Below are 17,014 nucleotides of genomic sequence, written 5' to 3' on the forward strand. Positions count from 1 at the left end.
GAGGTACCGACATGGAGATCGTGATCCTGATCAGCCAGGTGCTCATGGCCCTCGCCCTGATCCTGGCCTTCGTACGGGTGGTGCGCGGCCCGAGCCTGCCCGACCGGGTGGTGGCGCTGGAGCTGTTCGCCAGCATCGTGGTCGGCCTGGTGGGGCTCACCGCCATCCAGTCCGATGTGTCGAGCTTCCTGGATGCCGCCATCGTCATCGCCCTGATGGGCTTTCTGGCCGCCATCGGCTTCGCCCGCTTCCTGGAACGTGGAGGTCCCCGCGATGATTGAGTTTATCAAGGGCGTCTTCATCCTCTCGGGCGCGCTGTTCATGCTGCTGGCTGCCCTGGGTATCCTGCGCCTCCCCGACCTTCTGACCCGCATGCACGCCACGACCAAGGCCGCGGCCCTCGGGGTGATCCTGATCATGCTGGCGGTGGCGCTGCACTTCGGCGAGGTCGATGTGGTGGCGCGCGCGCTGGCCATCATCGTCTTCATCCTGATGACCGCCCCGGTGGCGGCGCACGTGATCGGCCGGGCGGGCTACTTCGTCGGCTCCAAGCTGTGGAGCGGCACCGTCAAGGACGAACTGCGACCCAACTATGACCCGCTGACCCACGAGCTCAAGAGCGGGATGGAGACCGAGGCCAACGCCCGGCGCGAACCGAAGGAGAGCGACCCCTCCTGAGTCGGCGCCAGCGCCCCATGAAAGAGGCCACCTTCGGGTGGCCTCTTTGCGTCATGGGGTGGCGCGGGGCTTTATCTTGTACATCTGTTGTACGATAATCCATGTATTGTCCATGATTGAGCGAGGTGACCGCCATGCACCGCAAGCCTCACCTGCCCAGCAAGCCCTGCCGCCACTGCCGCAGGCCGTTCGCCTGGCGACGCAAGTGGGCGCGCTGCTGGGAGGAGGTCCGCTACTGCAGCGAGCGCTGCCGGCGCGAGGCACGCCGCCATGCCGGGACGGTGGCATGACCCTGGCGATCGCCTGGCTGCGCCAGGACCTGCGGCTTGCCGACAATCCGCTGCTGCAGTTCGAGACCCCGCCTCGCCAGCTGCTGTGTGTCTATGTGCTCGATCCCGTCTGGCTCGAACCGCTGCCCGGTCTCGAGGTGCCGCGCATCGGGCCGGCGCGTCTGGCCTTCCTCTGGCAGAGCCTGATCGCCCTGCGCGGGGAGCTGCTGCGCCGCGGCAGCGACCTGCTGGTGCGGGTGGGAGACCCGGTGGAGGTGGTTGCCGACCTCGCCGAGAGGCACGGCGCCTGCCAGGTGCGGGTGCGTCGCGACGCGGGCAGCGACGAGACCGGGGCGGTGGTGGCCCTGGCCGGCCGGCTCGGCGAGCGCGTCGAGCTGCTGCAGCTGGAGGGGGGGCTGCTGTTCGACGAGGCGGCGCTGCCCATGGCCGTCGAGGCGCTCCCCCCGAGCTTCTCGGCCTTCCGCCGCCGGGTGGAGGGCCGGGTGCCGATCCCGGCGGCGTCCGCCGCCCCGGTGACCCTGCCCCACTGGCCCGACGAGGCGCCCCGGGGGCTGCCCCCCCTGCGCGACATCTGCGACGAGGCGGCGCGCTGGCGCCCCGACGAGCGCGGCGCCTTCCGCTTTGCCGGGGGCGAGGCCGAGGGGCTGGCCCGGCTCGATCACTACCTGTGGGACACCGGCGCCGTGGGCCGCTACAAGGAGACCCGCAACGGCCTGCGGGGAGCCGACTTCTCCACCCGGCTCTCGCCCTGGCTCGCCCAGGGCTGTCTGTCGGCCCGCCAGGTGCACGATGCCGTGCGCGCCTGGCAGGCCGAGCATGGCGCCGGGGAGTCCAGCGACTGGGTCATCTTCGAGCTGCTGTGGCGAGACTACTTCCACTGGGCGGCGCGTCAGGAGGGCAGGGGGCTGTTCGGCGCCCGTTCGCTCCCGGCGCCGGGAACGGCCTTTCGCGCCTGGGCAGCCGCCAGGACCGGCGTGCCCTTCATCGATGCCGCCATGCGTGAGCTGTCGGCCACCGGCTGGCTATCGAACCGGGCCCGGCAGAACGTCGCCAGCTTCCTGGTCAAGGATCTCGGGGTCGACTGGCGCCTCGGTGCGGCCTGGTTCGAGCACTGCCTGGTGGACTTCGACGTGGCCAGCAACTGGGGCAACTGGCGCTACGTGGCCGGTGTCGGCCGCGATACCCGGGAGCGCTGGTTCCATGTGCTCCGCCAGGCCGAGCAGTACGATGCCCGGGGCGACTACGTGGCCCACTGGCAGCCGGCGCTGGCCGAGCTGCCCGAGGGGCAGGCCCGCCACCAGCCCTGGCGGGTGGAGCCCGAGCGATTCCCCCTGCCGCTGGTAGTGCCGGCGCGCTGGCAGGATCGCCTGCTGCCGCTCCATGAAACCGCAGAACCCGACGAATGAGGGAGCCCGACATGACCGCCTTCGAGACGTCTTCCCCGCTGCCGGGCGATGGCCGGCTGCCCCTGGCTCTGGGCCTCGCCGGCCTGCTGCCGTTCCTGGCCGGTGCGGCAGCGGCCTGGCTGGCGCCGGTGGCCTGGCAGGCCATGGCCATTCCGGCCTTCCTCTATTACAGCGCGGTGATCCTCTCCTTCCTGGGCGGCGTGCAATGGGGCGTGGCGATGTCCCTGGAGCCGGCCGGCAGCGACGGCTTCCGCGCCAGGCTGCTGCTCAGCATGGTGCCCAGCCTGATCGCCTGGCCGGCGCTGCTGCTGCATCCGCTGACCGGGGCCTGGGTGCTGGTCGCCGGCTTCCTGCTGGTGCGACTCCACGAATGCGGGCGGGGGAGCCGCGAACTGCTGCCGGGCTGGTTCCAGTCGCTGCGGACCCTGCTGACCGTGGTGGTGGTGGCCTGCCACGGCCTGGTGATCTGGCGCCTCGGCGGGGCGTGAGATCGGGCTGGTGATCCGGCGGCTTGGCGGGGCGTGACATCGGGCTGGTGACACCAGCAAAACTGCGCCCCTGAGGGCGGTGGCCTGTCACGGTCTGGTGATCCGGCGGCTTGGCGGGGCGTGACATCGGGCTGGTGACACCAGCAAAACTGCGCCATGATCGGCCTGTCCCTTGCCAAGGAGTGCAGCAGTCACCATGAAACGGATCCTCACTACCTCCCTGATGCTGGCCCTGCTCGCCGGCTGCCAGAGCGGCCCGACCCGCGAGGCCAGTGCCGCCGATCGCGATGCGGCCTCGACCGACCCGGTGCAGGAGGCAGCCGCCGCTCCCCGCGGCGAGGCCGAGCCGCCCGCCGACTTTGCCACCTGGCTGGACGGCTTCCGCCGCCAGGCGCGCGCCGAGGGCATCACCGAGGCGACCCTGGCACGTGCCCTGGACGGCGTGCGCTACCGGCCCCGGGTGATCGAGCTCGACCGTTCGCAGCCCGAGTTCGTGAGGCCGATCTGGCAGTACCTCGACAGCGCCGTCTCCGCTCAGCGGGTGACCACCGGTCGCGAGCGGCTGGCCGAGCATCGTGACACGGCGCGGCGCATGGAGCAGCGCTATGGCGTGCCGGCCGAGGTGGTCGTGGCGATCTGGGGCATCGAGAGCAACTACGGCGGCAACTTCGGCGACTTCTCGACCCTGGAGGCGCTCGCCACCCTCGCCTATGACGGGCGGCGCCGCGACTTCGCCCGGGGCGAGCTGCTGGCGGCCCTGCGGATCATCGACGCCGGGGATATCGCCCCGGACAGCATGATCGGCTCCTGGGCCGGGGCCATGGGGCACACCCAGTTCATCCCCTCGAGCTTCGAGGCCTACGCCGTGGATGGCGACGGCGACGGCCGCCGGGACATCTGGAACAGCATCCCCGACGTCATGGCCTCCACCGCCAACTACCTGGCCCGGGCCGGCTGGCAGGCGGGCCAGCCCTGGGGCGTCGAGGTGCAGCTGCCGGCGGGGTTCGATCACGCCCAGACGGAGCTGTCGACCCGCCGCGCCAGCGATGCGTGGCACGCGCAGGGGGTGCGCCCCGTCGGGGAAGAGACGCTGCCCGACTTCGACCAGGCCTCGGTGATCGCCCCCGCCGGGGCCCGTGGCCCCGCCTTCCTGGTGGGGCCCAACTACCGGGCGATCCTGCGCTACAACAATGCCACCAGCTATGCCCTGGCGGTGGGCACCCTGGCCAACGAGATCGCCGGCCGCGAGGGCATCGTGCAGGGGTGGCCGCGGGACGAGCAGCCGCTGATGCGCAGCCAGGTGCGCGAGATGCAGCAGGCGCTCAATGCCCGCGGCTTCGACGTGGGGACGCCCGACGGGATCCTGGGGCCCAACACCCGACGTGGCCTGCGGGCCTACCAGGAGTCGATCGGCGTCACGCCGGACGGCTTCGCTACCGTTCGGCTGCTGGAGCGCCTCGAGCGCTGAGGCTGGCCGGCGCGCCGGGCTTGCCGCCCGGTGCGCCAGGCGGGGAACCCCCGGCCCCCCCAGGCGGTCAATCTGCACGTTTCTCGCGTTTTTCCCCTGACCCTCAAAGGAGGTCACCCATGGACTTCGCTGCCTCGACGCGCCGGATGGCGCGCCCCCTCGCCCTGGCTGCCGGGCTGCTGGCCGGCATGGCCCAGGCCGGTGCCGACGACAAGGTGTTCGGCTGGGTGGAGCGGGCCACCATCGAGCCCTGGGGCGTGGCGGTGAAGGCCAAGCTCGACAGCGGGGCGCTGACCTCGTCGCTGGATGCCCGGGAGATCGAGACCTTCGAGCGCGACGGCGAGGAGTGGGTGAGCTTCCGGCTCAAGCTGGAGGACATCGCCAGCGGTGAGGCCTTCTCCCAGACCCTGGAACTGCCGCTCTATCGTGACCTGCGGGTGCGGGGAGCCGGTGGCCGCGACGAGCGGCCGGTAGTGCTGATGAAGGTCTGCATGGGCGATACCGTCTACGAGGAGCAGTTCAGCCTGCGGGACCGCGAGGAGATGAACTACCCGCTGCTGCTGGGGCGACGCACCATCAGCCACCTGGGCCTGCTCGACGTGCGTGAGACCTTCCTGCAGCGCCCCGAGTGCGACGAGGACGCCCCGCTGGTCGAGCATGACCCGGACGAGGAGTAGCCCCGGGCGCGCCTGGCGGCGACGCGTCAGAACAGCCGTGACAGCAGGGCGGTGACCGCGGTCTCCACCCGCAGGATGCGTGGCCCCAGGTGGATGCCCTCGCAGCCCGCCTCGAGCAGTCGTTCCACCTCCCAGGGAATGAACCCCCCCTCCGGCCCCACCAGCAGCAGCGTGGGGTCCTCGATGCCGCGCGGGCAGGCCCGGGGCATGCCGGGGTGGGCCAGCAGGCCGCGCCGGCCCTTCAGCAGGTCGGGAAGCCGGTCCTCGACGAAGGGCCGGAAGCCCTTCGCCAGCTCGACCTCGGGCAGCCGCGTGTCCCGGGCCTGCTCCAGCCCCAGCACCAGGTGGGTGCGGATCTTCTGGGGGGCCAGCTCCGGGGACATCCAGTAGCTCTTCTCCACGCGCCGGGTGTGCAGCAGGGTGATCCGCTTCACGCCCAGCGCGGTGACATGCTCGAGGCTCCTGGCCAGCATGCGCGGGCGGGGCAGGGCCAGCACCAGGTGGACCGGCAATGCCGGCGGCGGGGGCTGTCCCATCTCCTCCAGGGCGAATCGGGCCTCGTGCTCGTCCAGGGAGAGCAGCTCTCCCCGGCCGATGCCGCCGCCTTCCACGCCGAGGGTGAGACGGTCGCCGGGCCGGGCGCGGTGCACCTCGCGCAGGTGGGCCAGGCGGCGCGGGTCGCGCACCCGGGCGAGCCGGTCGTGGGTGATCTCCTCCGGAGCGAGCAGAATCAGGTTCATGGGGCCTCGTTGATTGCGCTTTCCTTGCATGGATGGTGTCGCGGTGCACAATACTCTTCATGACAGGGGTTTTCCCTGCCGCCGTGCCGGCACCGGTCGCGATACCCGTCCCGGTGCGGACGCCATGACAAGGAGCAGCGCCGTGCGCGTGATTCGCAAGTATGCCAACCGCAGGCTCTATGATACCGAACAGAGCCGCTATGTGACCCTGGAAGACCTGCGTCGCCTGATCCTCGACGAGGTGCCGTTCCGGGTCGAGGATGCCAAGAGCGGCGAGGATCTCACTCGCACCATCCTGCTCTCGATCATCATCGAGCAGGAGCAGGCCGATGGCGAGGCCGAGGTCTTCTCCAACGACCTGCTGGCCCAGTTCATCCGCGTCTACGACATGGCTCAGCCGCTGCCGCTGGCGCGCTACCTGGAACAGGGCACCCAGCTGATGCTGGAGCAGCAGAAGCGCGTGCAGGACCAGTGGCAGCAGGCCATGCGCCACACCCCCATGGAGCTGATGCGCGAGCTGGCCGAGGAGAACATGAAGTTCTGGCAGAAGACCATCGGCCAGGCCGGCAACAAGGACGACGACGAGAAGCCGTGATGCGCCCGGCTGGGAGGAGGGCGGGCCTCGCCGCTTTCTGACATAATGCCGCGACATTTCGCGCGGCCCGTCGGCGATCGCCGTCGGGTATCGGGGCAGGGACGCCGTCGGTCATCGCCCCGCGTCGCTCGTTTTCGGTCTGCAGAACAAGGTGTAACGGATGAAGGTGTTGATCATCGGCGGCGGTGGCCGCGAACATGCCCTGGCCTGGAAGGTCGCCCAGTCCCCGCGGGTGGCGCAGGTCTTCGTGGCGCCCGGCAATGCCGGCACCGCCCGGGAGCCGGGCCTGGCCAACGTCGCCATCGCGGTGGACGATCTCGACGGCCTGGTGGCCTTCGCCCGGGACGAGGGCGTCGACCTGACCATCGTCGGCCCCGAGGCGCCGCTGGTGCTCGGCGTGGTCGACCGCTTCCACGAGGCGGGGCTGGTGATCTTCGGCCCCACCGCCGGCGCTGCCCAGCTGGAGGGCTCCAAGTCCTTCACTAAGGATTTCCTGGCCCGCCACGCCATCCCCACCGCCGACTACCGGACCTTCACCGAAGTGGCCCCGGCCCTCGCCTACCTCGCCGAGCAGGGCGCGCCCATCGTGATCAAGGCCGACGGCCTGGCGGCCGGCAAGGGGGTCATCGTGGCCATGACCCTCGCCGAGGCCGAGGCCTCGGTGCGCGACATGCTCGAGGCCAATGCCTTCGGCGACGCCGGGGCCCGGGTGGTGATCGAGGAGTTCCTCGCGGGCGAGGAGGCGAGCTTCATCGTCATGGTGGACGGCGAGACCGTGCTGCCCATGGCCACCAGCCAGGACCACAAGCGGGTGGGAGATGGCGACACCGGCCCCAATACCGGCGGCATGGGCGCCTACTCGCCGGCGCCGGTGGTCACCGACGAGGTCCATGCCCGGGTCATGGAGCGGGTCATCCTGCCCACGGTCCGCGGGATGGCCGAGGAGGGCCACCCCTACACTGGCTTCCTCTATGCCGGCCTGATGATCGACGCCGCAGGTAACCCCAAGGTGATCGAGTACAACTGCCGCTTCGGTGACCCCGAGACCCAGCCGATCATGATGCGCCTCACCTCGGACCTCGCCGAGCTCTGCCTGGCCGGGGCCACCGGGGCGCTTGCCTGCAAGGCGTGCGAGTGGGACCCCCGCGCCGCGGTGGGGGTGGTGCTGGCCGCCGGGGGCTACCCGGGCAGCTACCGCAAGGGCGATGCCATCGAGGGCGTCGAGGCCGCCGAGGCCACCGGCTGCAAGGTCTTCCATGCCGGTACCGCCGAGCAGGACGGCCGGGTGGTCACCGCCGGGGGGCGGGTGCTGTGCGTCACCGCCCTGGGCGAGGGCGTGAGCGCCGCCCGCGACCAGGCCTATCGTGGCGTGGCCGAGATCCGCTGGCCGGACGTCCTCTACCGGCACGATATCGCCCACCGGGCCATCGCGCGCGAGCGCGGCGAGCGCTGAACCCCGGCCTCGATCCACAACAAGAGCAACACGCAGGAGGCAAGCATGGAGCGCGTCAGGCTGGAGTTTCCCGAAGCCGCCATCGTCCACCGCCACCCGCTGACGGTGCGCGTCACCGACATGAACTACGGGCGCCACCTGGGGCATGACACCCTGGTATCGCTGCTCCACGAGGCGCGCATCCAGGCCTTCGCGGCGCTGGGGCTCACCGAGTGGGACATGGGCGGCTACCCCAGCGTGGTGGCGGACCTGGCCATCCAGTACCAGTCCGAGGCGCGCTGGCCCGATGCGCTGGTGGTGGAGACCGCGATTCCCGCGCCCGGGAGCAAGGCGGTTACCGTCTACCATCGCGTGCGGCATGCCGAGGGCGGCCGGCCGGTGGCCACGGCGCGGCTCAACGTGATGCTCGTCGACCCTGCCGCCGGGCGCCCGGTGTCGGTCCCCGAGGCGGTAACCGCGGCCATCGCCCGGGCGGGGGGCGCCTGATGTCCCGGGAGTATCCGATCATCGCCGTGACCGGCTCCTCCGGGGCCGGGACCACCACGGTGAAGCGCACCTTCGAGCGGATGTTCGCCCGCGAGGACGTTCATGCCGCCTTCGTCGACGGCGACGCCTTCCATCGCTATACCCGCGAGGAGCTCGGGCGAATCTTCCGCGAGGAGCCGGAGCGCAAGGACGAGCTCTCCCACTTCGCCGTGGAGGCCAACCTGCTCGAGGAGCTCGAGGCGCTGTTCCTCGAGTATGGCGAGCAGGGCAGCGGCACCTATCGCCACTACATCCACGCCGAAGACAAGCAGATGATCGAGGCCGGCTACCGGGTCGGCACCTTCACCGAGTGGCAGCCGCTGCCCTACGGCACGGATCTGCTCTTCTACGAGGGGCTCCATGGCGGCCTGGTCACCGCCGAGCACGACATCGCCCGCCACGTGGACCTGCTGGTGGGCGTGGCCCCGACGATGAACCTGGAGTGGATCCAGAAGATCGACCGCGACATCAAGCTGCGTGGCCACTCCCAGGAGGCGGTGATCGACACCATCCTGGGGCGCATGGATGACTACGTGCGCTATATCCAGCCGCAGTTCTCGCGTACCCATATCAACTTCCAGCGGGTGCCCACGGTGGACACCTCCAACCCCTTCGAGGTGCAGGATATCCCCACCGACGCCGAGTCCTTCGTGGTGATCCGTTTCCGCGACCCGGCCACGGTGGACTTCCCCTACCTGCTGGCGATGATCCAGGATGCCTTCATGAGCCGCCCCCATACCCTGGTGGTGCCGGGCTCGCGGCTCTCGCTGGCCATGGAGCTGATCCTCGCTCCGCTGGTACGCCACCTGCTGGGCCAGCGACGCTTCCGCTGAGCACTCACCCATCGCCACGAAGGAGCCATGCCATGGACTGCCTGTTCTGCAAGATCGTCAACCGGGAGATTCCCGGCGACATCGTCTTCGAGGATGACGAGGTGCTGGCCTTCAACGATATCAATCCCCAGGCGCCCACCCATGTCCTGATCATCCCCAAGCGCCATATCGCTACCCTCAACGACCTCGAGGAGGGTGACCTGGCGCTGGTCGGCCGCCTGCAGTACGTCGCCGCCCGGCTGGCCAGGGAGCGTGGCTTCGCCGAGGAGGGGTATCGGGTGGTGATGAACTGCAATGACCTGGGCGGCCAGACGGTCTATCATATCCACATGCACCTGATGGGCGGTCGACGCTTCACTTGGCCGGCTGGCTAGCCGGCGCACTGCGGGTCACCGCGCGAGCCCAGGCGTTCGACGCATCGGGTGCTGTTCCCTCCGACGCCACCGCAAGGTGGCGTCGGACGTTGTGGGCGCTGCTTCTGGTGACCTGCCCCCTCGGCTACAATGGGCCTTTACTTCCGGAGCTGGACGCGACGAGGCCGCCATGAATCGCCATCTCTCCCGTACCGACAACCTGATCCACCAGTTCGACACCGTGCTGCGTACCCTCGTGCCCCATGCGGCTCAGGCCTCGCGCCCGTCGCCGGCCACGGCCGATGTCCAGGATGCGCCGATGAGCGAGGAGGAGCGCCGTCATGCGGCCGGGCTGATGCGCATCAACCACACCGGCGAGGTGTGTGCCCAGGCCCTCTACCAGGGGCAGGGGCTCACCGCCAAGCTGCCGGAGGTGCGCGGCCAGATGGAGGAGGCGGCGCAGGAGGAGATCGACCACCTGGCCTGGTGCGACGAGCGGCTCGAGGAGCTCCATGACCGCACCAGCGTCCTCAACCCGCTGTTCTACGCGGCCTCCTTCGGCATCGGCGCCGTGGCCGGGGCGGTGGGGGATCGGGTGAGCCTGGGCTTCGTGGCCGCCACCGAGGAGCAGGTGGGGCGCCACCTGGAGGATCACCTGGTCAGGCTGCCGCCGGGCGACCAGCGTTCCCGGGCGGTGCTGCGCCAGATGGCCATCGACGAGGCCCACCATGCCCAGCTGGCGCTGGAAGCCGGCGGCGCCCGCTTCCCGGTGCCGGTCAAGTTCGGCATGAAGCTGATGTCGAAGGTGATGACCACCAGCGTCTATCGTCTGTAGCGCCTACTCTTCCACGATCGTGAAGGAGTGGGTTATGTCGACGCCGCCCTTCACCAGCATGATCGAGGCGCTGCAGTACTTCTCGGCGGAGAGCTCCACCGCCCGCTGCACCTGCTTCTCCTTCAGCCCCTTGCCGGTCACGGTGAAGTGCACGTGGATCTTCGTGAACACGCTGGGCACGCTGTCGGCGCGCTCCGCCTCGAGGCTCGCCACGCAGTCGCTGACCGGCGCGCGGGACTTCTCGAGGATCTCCAGCACGTCGAAGGAGGTGCAGGCGCCCAGGCCCATCAGCAGCATCTCCATGGGGCGCGGGCCGGTGTTGCGGCCGCCGTGGTCGGGCGGGCCGTCGATCACCACGCTGTGACCGCTACCGCTCTCGGCAACGAACTGGCGACCGTCGGTCCATTTCACGCTGGCTTTCATGGCAAGGGTTCCTTTTCGGTTGTTGGCTCAAGGTGGCCAGCATACAGGGGGATCGCAGCAGCCCATAGCGAGAGGCGCCGGGGACAGGTCGCAGAGGGGGTCCGAGGACCAGGGAGGGCCGAGGTAGCGTACACGGACGTATTCACAGCGCCCCCTCGGAGGCCTGTCGCCGGAATAGTCACGAGCGATCCTGCCACCTGTGAGCAGCCTTCAGTTCAGACCCGCAGGCGTCGGTCGAGCTCGGCGAGCCGCGCCGGGGTGCCTACGTCGACCCAGTGGCCGCGGTGGTGCTGGCCGGCCACGCGGTCATCCTGCATGGCGCGCCGCAGCAGCGGTGCCAGGGCGAAGGCGCCCTCCGGTTCGTCGGCCACCAGCGCCGGGTCGAGCAGGCTGATGCCGGCGAAGGTGAGGCGCGGCTCACCCTCGGCGTGGACGCGGCCTGCGGCATCCAGGTGGAAGTCGCCCCGCGCATGGTGGGCCGGATTGTCGACCAGCACCAGGCGGGCGAGGTCGTCGCCCAGCGGGGGCAGGGCGGCCGGGTCCAGGTCGCACCAGATGTCGCCGTTGACCAGCAGGAAGGGCGACTCGCCCAGCAGGCTCAGCGCCTGGCGGATGCCGCCGCCGGTCTCCAGCGGCGTCTCCTCGCGGCTCCAGGCGATGCGCACGCCGTATTCGCGGCCATCGCCCAGCGCCGCGATGATCTGCTCGGCCCGGTAGCTGACGTTGATCACCACCTCGTGGATGCCCGCCGCCCGCAGGCGTGCCAGGTGGTGGACGATCAGCGGCCGTCCCGCCACCGGCAGCAGCGGCTTGGGGTAGTGGTCGGTCAGCGGTCGCATCCGGGTACCGAGCCCGGCCGCCAGGATCATCGCCTTCATGGCCTGTCTCCCAGCCGTTCCCTCAGGGCCGGGCGGAAGGCCTCGGCGAGCCAGGCCTTGAAGGCGTGGTGGCCGTCGAGTCCGGCCAGGCTGTCCTCCAGGTGGGCGAGGAAATGCGGGAGCCGCACCAGGTAGCCGGCCTTGTCGTCGCGCAGGGTCAGCCGGCAGAAGATCCCCAGCACCTTGAGCGAGCGCTGGGCGGCCATGGCCTGGGCCTGCGCCAGGAAGGCCGCGGGCTCGACCTCGGCCGGCAGGCGCCCCTCCTCGACGGCGCGGCGGCGGAAGGCCTCGACCCAGGCGGCGAAGCGGCTGGCATCGAAACGGCAGTAGCGCCCGCGCAGCAACGAGACCAGGTCATAGGTGATCGGGCCCGCCACCGCGTCCTGGAAGTCGATCAGCGCCAGCTCGCTGCCCTGGACCATCAGGTTCATGGCGTCGAAGTCGCGGTGCACCGTGACCACCGGCTGCGCCAGCGCCGAGGCGATCAGCGCCTCGCGCAGGGTTGCCCAGCCGGGCGGCGCGGGCATCCCGAGCCAGGCCTCGAGGCACCACTCGGGGAAGAGGTCGAGCTCCCGCGCGAGCAGGGCGGCATCGTAGCCTGGCAGCCCGGCCGGCGTGGTGCGGTGCTGCAGCGCGTGGATCAGCGCCATGGCACGCTCGTGCCAGGCCAGGGTCTCGGCCTCGCCCACCAGGCACGCCTGCAGCGGGGTATCCCCCAGGTCGTCGAGGGCCAGGAAGCCGGTCTCCAGGTCGACGGCATGCAGGGCCGGCACCGGCAGGCCGGCGGCGGCCCAGTCCCGGGCGATGGCCACGAACGGACGGCTGTCCTCCCGCGCCGGCGGCGCGTCCATCAGCATGCGGGTGCTGCCGTCCGGCAGGTGGAGCCGATAGTAGCGGCGGAAGCTGGCGTCGCCGGCGGCCAGGCGCAGGTCGACCGCCTCCGGGGGCAGGCCATGGCGCTCGGCGGCCCACTGGCGGAGCGAGTCGAATCGCGACGGGGCGGCATCGGACATGATGGGGCGGGCTCCCTGGTCGTGGTGGATGTCGTCGTGGCGCGTCGGTTGACGGCCGCCGGGGCGCGCCGCATGCTGAGCGCAGCGCCGACCCCTCGCCAACCCGCCGGCAGGACAGGTCGGGTGCGGCCTGTATAATACCGATTCACCCCGCCAAGGACATCGAGGAACATGGGCAAGCGACTCTCATGGACGGCCCTTGCCGGCCTGGCGACCTGCGGCCTGGCCAGCGCTCCGCTGGCGGCGGCGCCCCCCGACCCGCTGCCGGGCGAACGGCTGGACTTCCGCCCCTGGGGCGCGGAGCGTCCCGCCGATGCCCTGTGTCGCGGCGTCTATGTGATGCCCGACTACCGGCTGCCGGCGCCCGAGGGCGGCCGCGTCGGCAGCGAGTCGGAATCCGCCAGCTACGGCGAGGACGGCGAGACCATCCTCGGCGGCGAGGTGATCCTGAGGCGTGACAAGGCCCAGCTGGAGGCGCCCCGTGTCAGGGTGCCGGGCAGCCGGGAGCGCGCCTTCGCCGATGGCCCCCTGGCGTTGCGCGACCAGAACCTGCTGGTGCGCGGCGAGGCCGCCGAGCTCTCCCTGGTCAGCGATGCGGCGCGCATCGACAGCGCCCACTACGTGATCCATGACCGCCACCTGCGCGGCGACGCCCAGCAGCTGCAGCGCCTCGAGGATGGCCGCTACCGGCTCACCTCGGCGAGCTTCACCACCTGCGATCCGGGTGACGACCTCTGGCGACTGGTGGGCGGCGACGTGGTGCTCGACCGGGAGAGCGGCTTCGGTACCGCGCGCCACGCGCGGCTCGAGGTCGGGCGGGTGCCGGTCTTCTACTGGCCCTGGGTGCGCTTTCCCATCGACGACCGGCGCCAGACCGGTTTCCTGTGGCCGGCGGTGGGCCTCTCCGCCGACGCCCTGGACTACGCCCAGCCCTTCTACTGGAACATCGCGCCTAACCAGGACGCCACCATCACCCCCCGCTGGATCACCGACCGCGGCCTGCTGCTGGGCGGCGAGTATCGCTACCTGCTGCCCAGTGACGCCGGCCAGATCGAGGGGGCCTTCCTGGGCAGCGACGACGGCGGTTCCAGCGACAACCCCAACGACGCCGCGCGGCGCTTCGAGGGCGAGGACCGCTGGTATGTCGACTACCGCCATGCCGGCACCCTCAACCCGCGCAGCCGCTACCGGCTGCGCTACGGGGCGGCCAGCGACGGTCGCTACTTCGACGACTTCGGCAGCGATTTCGCCGAGCAGAACACCTCGGCCATGTCGCGGCTGGCGCAAATCGACTATCGCGGCGACACCTGGCGCCTCGACGCCCGGGCCCAGGGCTTCCAGAAGCTCGACGACCCCCTGGCCGACCGCGACAAGCCCTTCTACCGGCTGCCGAGCCTCACCGCCGACGCCCGCTGGGCCCGGGACACCGGCTTCTACCAGCAGTGGCGCTCGAACTACACCTACTTCTGGCGCGACGTGGACGAGAACCGCGTCCCGCTGCGCGAGTCCGCCACCGGCTCCCGGCTGCACCTGTCGCCGGCCACCGGCTGGCGCTTCGACGAGAGCTGGGGGCACCTGGAGCCGCGCCTGGAGTGGCTGGCCACCGCCTACGAGCTCGACTACGGCAACCGCGACACCGACCGCGACACCTCCCTGACCCGCGAAGTGCCCGTGGCCTCGGTGGACGGCGGCCTGGTCTTCGAGCGCGAGCTCGACCTCGGCGGGCGCGGCTATCGCCAGACCCTGGAGCCCCGGGTCAACTATGCCTACGTGCCGGCCCGGGACCAGTCCGAGTTCCCCGACTTCGACACCAGCGAGCGCGCCTTCTCCTGGAACCAGCTCTGGTCGCCGCACCGCTTCTCGGGCAGCGATCGGGTCGGCGACCTCAACCGCCTCTCCCTGGGCGTGGAGTCGCGCCTGCTGGAAGACGCCCGCGGCCGGCAGCGCCTGTCGCTGGGGGTCGGCCAGTCGATCTACTTCGACGACCGCACCATCGACATCAACGGCGATCCCGACACCCTGCCGGACCGCGAGCGCCGCTACGCGGACTGGTACCGCGCCACCCGTGACCGCTCGCCGCTGGTGACCCGCGCCGACTGGCAGGTCACCGACCGCTGGCGGGCCCGCTGGCAGTGGCTCTACGACGACAATCTGGAGCAGACCGAGCGCACCGGCGTCGACCTGCACTACCGCTCGCCGACGGGGCACGCGTTGAACCTCGGCTACCGTTGGGAACTCCAAGGCTTCGATCCCTCGGTGGAGCCGGGCGACGACGACTTCCGCGACTTCAACCGCGAGGAGTACGACCTGTCGTTCGCCTGGAAGGCCAGCCACCGCGTCGACCTGATCGGCCGCTTCCTCTACGACAACACCAACGACCGCGCCCTGGAGCAGCTGGCGGGTGTGCAGTGGAACGACTGCTGCTATGGTCTGCAGCTGGTGTGGCGCGAGTGGATCGACGACAACGACACGGCCCGCCTGGCGGACGACTTCACCGATCGCGGGATCTTCCTGCGCTTCGTGTTCAAGGGGCTCGGCGGCGTGGGCCGCGAGGCCGACAGCTATTTCGAGGAGGCCATCCCGGGCTATCGCTCCACCGCCTTCTGATCCGGGTCGCCACCAGCTAGAGAGGAACGATGAGAGGAAACAACCCAATGCGCAGTCGACGTACCGCCAGGCTGGGAGCCGGCCTGCTGATGGCCCTGTGCCTGGGCGGCCTGCCGCTGGCCGGGCAGGCCCAGAGCTTCCAGTCCATGGAGCGCCAGTCGCTGGATCGCATCGTCGCGGTGGTCAACCAGGGCGCCATCATGCAGAGCGAACTGGACGAGCGCATCGCCCAGGCCCGCAGCCAGCTCACCGCCCAGCAGATCGACCTGCCGCCGGAGCGGATCCTGCGCGAGCAGGTGCTGGAGCGCATGATCGTCGAGGAGATCCAGCTGCAGATGGCCCGCGAGGCCGGGCTCTCCATCGATGACACCGAGCTCAACCGCCAGGTGCGCGCCATCGCCGAGAACAACGGCATGACCCTGGAGCAGTTTGCCGACGCCCTGGAGGCCGACGGCCTGACGCTGTCCGCCGTGCGCGAGGAGATTCGCCGCGAGATGGTGCTGCGCGACCTGCAGCAGCGCCGGGTGGGCAGCCGCGTCAACCTCTCCGAGCGCGAGGTGGAGCGGTTCATGGAGCAGGAGAACGTCGGCCGCCAGCAGGCACAGCAGGCGCTCTTCCAGCGCAAGGCCAACGAGGAGCTGGAGGCCTGGCTGCAGGAGATCCGCTCCCAGGCCTTCGTCGACAACCGCCTCGACGGCCGCTGATGGGCGACCCCGGCCCCCTCCTGGCGCTGACCACCGGCGAGCCCGCCGGCATCGGCCCCGAGCTTGCCGTGAGGCTGGCCGCCGAGGGCAGCCCGGCGGGGCGCCTGGTGGCGGTGGGCGATCCCGGGCTGCTGGCCGAGCGTGCCGCCGCCCTGGGCATCCGCCTGGCCCTGGTTCCGCTTTCGCCCGACGACCCCGTGCCGGCGGCCAGGCCCGGTGAGCTGCCGGTGTGGCCGGTGGCGCTGCGCACCCCCGCCCGCCCCGGCAGGCTCGAGGTCGCCAATGCCGACTACGTGCTCGAGACCCTTGACGTGGCGATTCGCGCCTGCCGCGACGGGTACGCCGCCGGCCTGGTCACCGCACCGCTTCACAAGGGGGTGATCCTGGACGCCGGCCACGCCGGCTTCAGCGGCCACACCGAGTATCTGCGCGACGCCTGCGGGGTGGAGGAGGTGGTGATGCTGCTGGCCACCGACCACGCCCTGCATGCCGATCGCCCCGGCTGGCGGGGCGGCCCGGCGCTGCGGGTGGCCCTGGCCACCACCCACCTGCCGCTGCGCGAGGTCGCCGATGCCATCACCGCCCCGCGGCTGACGCGCCTGCTGCGCATCCTCGCGGCGGACCTGGTGCGCTGGTACGGCATCGAGGCGCCGCGCATCGCGGTGTGCGGGCTCAACCCCCACGCCGGGGAGGGCGGGCACCTGGGCCGCGAGGAGATCGACGTGATCCTCCCCGTGCTGGAGGCCCTGCGCGACGAGGGCCTGCGCCTTGACGGCCCGCTTCCCGCGGATACCCTGTTCACCCCGCGCCACCTCGAGGGGGCCGACGCGGTGCTGGCCATGTATCATGACCAGGGCCTGCCGGTGCTCAAGTATGCCGGCTTCGGCCGCGCCGCCAACATCACCCTGGGGCTGCCGTTCCCGCGCACCTCGGTGGACCACGGCACCGCTCTGGACCTGGCCGGCAGCGGCCGCGCCGATCCCGGCAGCCTGCGGGTAGCCGTGGCCCTGGCCGCGGAGATGGCTGGCCGCGGCCTCATCAAATAGCG

At 70.9% G+C, this 17,014-nt stretch carries 20 protein-coding genes; 16 read left to right on the forward strand and 4 right to left on the reverse strand.

All coding sequences use genetic code 11. The annotated features are described in order from the left end of the window. Window positions 1–11 precede the first annotated feature (11 nt). From NFC98_RS03595 to NFC98_RS03625, 7 genes are all read left to right on the forward strand, one after another. A complete protein-coding gene (locus NFC98_RS03595) occupies window positions 12–281 on the forward strand; it encodes a monovalent cation/H+ antiporter complex subunit F (RefSeq protein WP_183330300.1) in 270 nt (89 codons plus the stop codon). Next, window positions 274–678, forward strand: coding sequence for a monovalent cation/H(+) antiporter subunit G (gene mnhG, locus NFC98_RS03600; protein WP_183330299.1), 405 nt, complete (start codon window positions 274–276; stop codon window positions 676–678). The genes NFC98_RS03595 and mnhG overlap by 8 nt, the downstream gene beginning before the upstream one ends. Before the next feature lie 134 nt (window positions 679–812). Next, window positions 813–968 (forward strand): DUF2256 domain-containing protein, encoded by a 156-nt coding sequence (locus tag NFC98_RS03605; protein WP_254276783.1) that lies wholly within the window; start codon window positions 813–815, stop codon window positions 966–968. Next, complete coding sequence (locus tag NFC98_RS03610; protein WP_254276784.1) at window positions 965–2,374, forward strand: DASH family cryptochrome; 1,410 nt, start codon at window positions 965–967, stop codon at window positions 2,372–2,374. Before NFC98_RS03605 ends, NFC98_RS03610 begins: the two co-directional genes overlap by 4 nt. 11 nt (window positions 2,375–2,385) lie before the next feature. Then, window positions 2,386–2,862, forward strand: coding sequence for a DUF3429 domain-containing protein (locus NFC98_RS03615; protein ID WP_254276785.1), 477 nt, complete (start codon window positions 2,386–2,388; stop codon window positions 2,860–2,862). Between the two features lie 196 nt (window positions 2,863–3,058). After that, window positions 3,059–4,330 carry a lytic murein transglycosylase gene (locus tag NFC98_RS03620; protein ID WP_254276786.1) on the forward strand — a complete coding sequence of 424 codons (1,272 nt, stop codon included), beginning with the start codon at window positions 3,059–3,061 and terminating at the stop codon, window positions 4,328–4,330. Between the two features lie 188 nt (window positions 4,331–4,518). Beyond that, complete coding sequence (locus NFC98_RS03625; protein ID WP_254277774.1) at window positions 4,519–5,007, forward strand: ATP-dependent zinc protease; 489 nt, start codon at window positions 4,519–4,521, stop codon at window positions 5,005–5,007. Between the two features lie 26 nt (window positions 5,008–5,033). Here the strand turns inward: NFC98_RS03625 and NFC98_RS03630 are convergent, their stop codons facing one another. Continuing rightward, window positions 5,034–5,747 (reverse strand): 16S rRNA (uracil(1498)-N(3))-methyltransferase, encoded by a 714-nt coding sequence (locus NFC98_RS03630; RefSeq protein ID WP_183330294.1) that lies wholly within the window; start codon window positions 5,745–5,747, stop codon window positions 5,034–5,036. A gap of 142 nt (window positions 5,748–5,889) precedes the next feature. Between NFC98_RS03630 and phaR the strand changes: the two genes are divergently transcribed. From phaR to coq7, 6 genes are all read left to right on the forward strand, one after another. Continuing rightward, window positions 5,890–6,342 (forward strand): polyhydroxyalkanoate synthesis repressor PhaR, encoded by a 453-nt coding sequence (phaR, locus tag NFC98_RS03635; RefSeq protein WP_254276787.1) that lies wholly within the window; start codon window positions 5,890–5,892, stop codon window positions 6,340–6,342. Window positions 6,343–6,502: 160 nt separating this feature from the next. Beyond that, entirely contained in the window at window positions 6,503–7,795 is a 1,293-nt protein-coding gene (purD, locus tag NFC98_RS03640; protein ID WP_254276788.1) for a phosphoribosylamine--glycine ligase, read from the forward strand. Between the two features lie 45 nt (window positions 7,796–7,840). Then, window positions 7,841–8,281, forward strand: coding sequence for a thioesterase family protein (locus tag NFC98_RS03645; protein ID WP_254276789.1), 441 nt, complete (start codon window positions 7,841–7,843; stop codon window positions 8,279–8,281). Further along, window positions 8,281–9,153, forward strand: a complete 873-nt coding sequence (locus NFC98_RS03650) for a phosphoribulokinase (protein ID WP_183330290.1) — start codon at window positions 8,281–8,283, stop codon at window positions 9,151–9,153. The genes NFC98_RS03645 and NFC98_RS03650 overlap by 1 nt, the downstream gene beginning before the upstream one ends. 32 nt (window positions 9,154–9,185) lie before the next feature. Next, on the forward strand, window positions 9,186–9,527 hold the full coding sequence (locus NFC98_RS03655) for a histidine triad nucleotide-binding protein (protein ID WP_183330289.1): 342 nt from the start codon (window positions 9,186–9,188) through the stop codon (window positions 9,525–9,527). A gap of 169 nt (window positions 9,528–9,696) precedes the next feature. After that, entirely contained in the window at window positions 9,697–10,341 is a 645-nt protein-coding gene (coq7, locus tag NFC98_RS03660) for a 2-polyprenyl-3-methyl-6-methoxy-1,4-benzoquinone monooxygenase (RefSeq protein WP_254276790.1), read from the forward strand. A 3-nt stretch (window positions 10,342–10,344) separates the two neighbouring features. Here the strand turns inward: coq7 and NFC98_RS03665 are convergent, their stop codons facing one another. The 3 genes from NFC98_RS03665 to NFC98_RS03675 all read right to left on the reverse strand — a co-directional run bounded on the left by NFC98_RS03665 (window position 10,345) and on the right by NFC98_RS03675 (window position 12,655). After that, entirely contained in the window at window positions 10,345–10,764 is a 420-nt protein-coding gene (locus tag NFC98_RS03665) for an OsmC family protein (RefSeq protein WP_254276791.1), read from the reverse strand. A gap of 215 nt (window positions 10,765–10,979) precedes the next feature. Beyond that, window positions 10,980–11,642, reverse strand: a complete 663-nt coding sequence (murU, locus tag NFC98_RS03670) for an N-acetylmuramate alpha-1-phosphate uridylyltransferase MurU (protein WP_254276792.1) — start codon at window positions 11,640–11,642, stop codon at window positions 10,980–10,982. Beyond that, window positions 11,639–12,655 carry an aminoglycoside phosphotransferase family protein gene (locus NFC98_RS03675; RefSeq protein ID WP_254276793.1) on the reverse strand — a complete coding sequence of 339 codons (1,017 nt, stop codon included), beginning with the start codon at window positions 12,653–12,655 and terminating at the stop codon, window positions 11,639–11,641. The genes murU and NFC98_RS03675 overlap by 4 nt, the downstream gene beginning before the upstream one ends. A gap of 171 nt (window positions 12,656–12,826) precedes the next feature. Between NFC98_RS03675 and NFC98_RS03680 the strand changes: the two genes are divergently transcribed. Genes NFC98_RS03680 through pdxA form a run of 3 tightly spaced genes read left to right on the forward strand, consistent with a single transcriptional unit; the run spans window position 12,827 to window position 17,012 of the window. After that, window positions 12,827–15,262, forward strand: coding sequence for an LPS-assembly protein LptD (locus NFC98_RS03680; RefSeq protein WP_254276794.1), 2,436 nt, complete (start codon window positions 12,827–12,829; stop codon window positions 15,260–15,262). Window positions 15,263–15,309: 47 nt separating this feature from the next. Continuing rightward, entirely contained in the window at window positions 15,310–15,966 is a 657-nt protein-coding gene (locus NFC98_RS03685; RefSeq protein WP_183330283.1) for a SurA N-terminal domain-containing protein, read from the forward strand. After that, window positions 15,966–17,012: a 4-hydroxythreonine-4-phosphate dehydrogenase PdxA gene (gene pdxA / locus NFC98_RS03690; RefSeq protein ID WP_254276795.1), complete on the forward strand. Its 1,047-nt coding sequence runs from the start codon at window positions 15,966–15,968 to the stop codon at window positions 17,010–17,012. Before NFC98_RS03685 ends, pdxA begins: the two co-directional genes overlap by 1 nt. Window positions 17,013–17,014: the final 2 nt, after the last annotated feature.

Origin of the sequence: Halomonas sp. 3H (assembly GCF_024206005.1) — a bacterium.
GTDB classification, from domain to species: domain Bacteria; phylum Pseudomonadota; class Gammaproteobacteria; order Pseudomonadales; family Halomonadaceae; genus Halomonas; species Halomonas campaniensis.

Bases quoted from the DNA above. Each gene is read 5' to 3' on its own strand.
- NFC98_RS03595 (WP_183330300.1), top strand. From the start codon at position 12: ATGGAGATCGTGATCCTGATCAGCCAGGTGCTCATGGCCCTCGCCCTG.
- mnhG (WP_183330299.1), top strand. From the start codon at position 274: ATGATTGAGTTTATCAAGGGCGTCTTCATCCTCTCGGGCGCGCTGTTC.
- NFC98_RS03605 (WP_254276783.1), top strand. From the start codon at position 813: ATGCACCGCAAGCCTCACCTGCCCAGCAAGCCCTGCCGCCACTGCCGC.
- NFC98_RS03610 (WP_254276784.1), top strand. From the start codon at position 965: ATGACCCTGGCGATCGCCTGGCTGCGCCAGGACCTGCGGCTTGCCGAC.
- NFC98_RS03615 (WP_254276785.1), top strand. From the start codon at position 2,386: ATGACCGCCTTCGAGACGTCTTCCCCGCTGCCGGGCGATGGCCGGCTG.
- NFC98_RS03620 (WP_254276786.1), top strand. From the start codon at position 3,059: ATGAAACGGATCCTCACTACCTCCCTGATGCTGGCCCTGCTCGCCGGC.
- NFC98_RS03625 (WP_254277774.1), top strand. From the start codon at position 4,519: ATGGCCCAGGCCGGTGCCGACGACAAGGTGTTCGGCTGGGTGGAGCGG.
- NFC98_RS03630 (WP_183330294.1), bottom strand. From the start codon at position 5,747: ATGAACCTGATTCTGCTCGCTCCGGAGGAGATCACCCACGACCGGCTC.
- purD (WP_254276788.1), top strand. From the start codon at position 6,503: ATGAAGGTGTTGATCATCGGCGGCGGTGGCCGCGAACATGCCCTGGCC.
- NFC98_RS03645 (WP_254276789.1), top strand. From the start codon at position 7,841: ATGGAGCGCGTCAGGCTGGAGTTTCCCGAAGCCGCCATCGTCCACCGC.
- NFC98_RS03650 (WP_183330290.1), top strand. From the start codon at position 8,281: ATGTCCCGGGAGTATCCGATCATCGCCGTGACCGGCTCCTCCGGGGCC.
- NFC98_RS03655 (WP_183330289.1), top strand. From the start codon at position 9,186: ATGGACTGCCTGTTCTGCAAGATCGTCAACCGGGAGATTCCCGGCGAC.
- coq7 (WP_254276790.1), top strand. From the start codon at position 9,697: ATGAATCGCCATCTCTCCCGTACCGACAACCTGATCCACCAGTTCGAC.
- NFC98_RS03665 (WP_254276791.1), bottom strand. From the start codon at position 10,764: ATGAAAGCCAGCGTGAAATGGACCGACGGTCGCCAGTTCGTTGCCGAG.
- murU (WP_254276792.1), bottom strand. From the start codon at position 11,642: ATGAAGGCGATGATCCTGGCGGCCGGGCTCGGTACCCGGATGCGACCG.
- NFC98_RS03675 (WP_254276793.1), bottom strand. From the start codon at position 12,655: ATGTCCGATGCCGCCCCGTCGCGATTCGACTCGCTCCGCCAGTGGGCC.
- NFC98_RS03680 (WP_254276794.1), top strand. From the start codon at position 12,827: ATGGGCAAGCGACTCTCATGGACGGCCCTTGCCGGCCTGGCGACCTGC.
- NFC98_RS03685 (WP_183330283.1), top strand. From the start codon at position 15,310: ATGCGCAGTCGACGTACCGCCAGGCTGGGAGCCGGCCTGCTGATGGCC.
- pdxA (WP_254276795.1), top strand. From the start codon at position 15,966: ATGGGCGACCCCGGCCCCCTCCTGGCGCTGACCACCGGCGAGCCCGCC.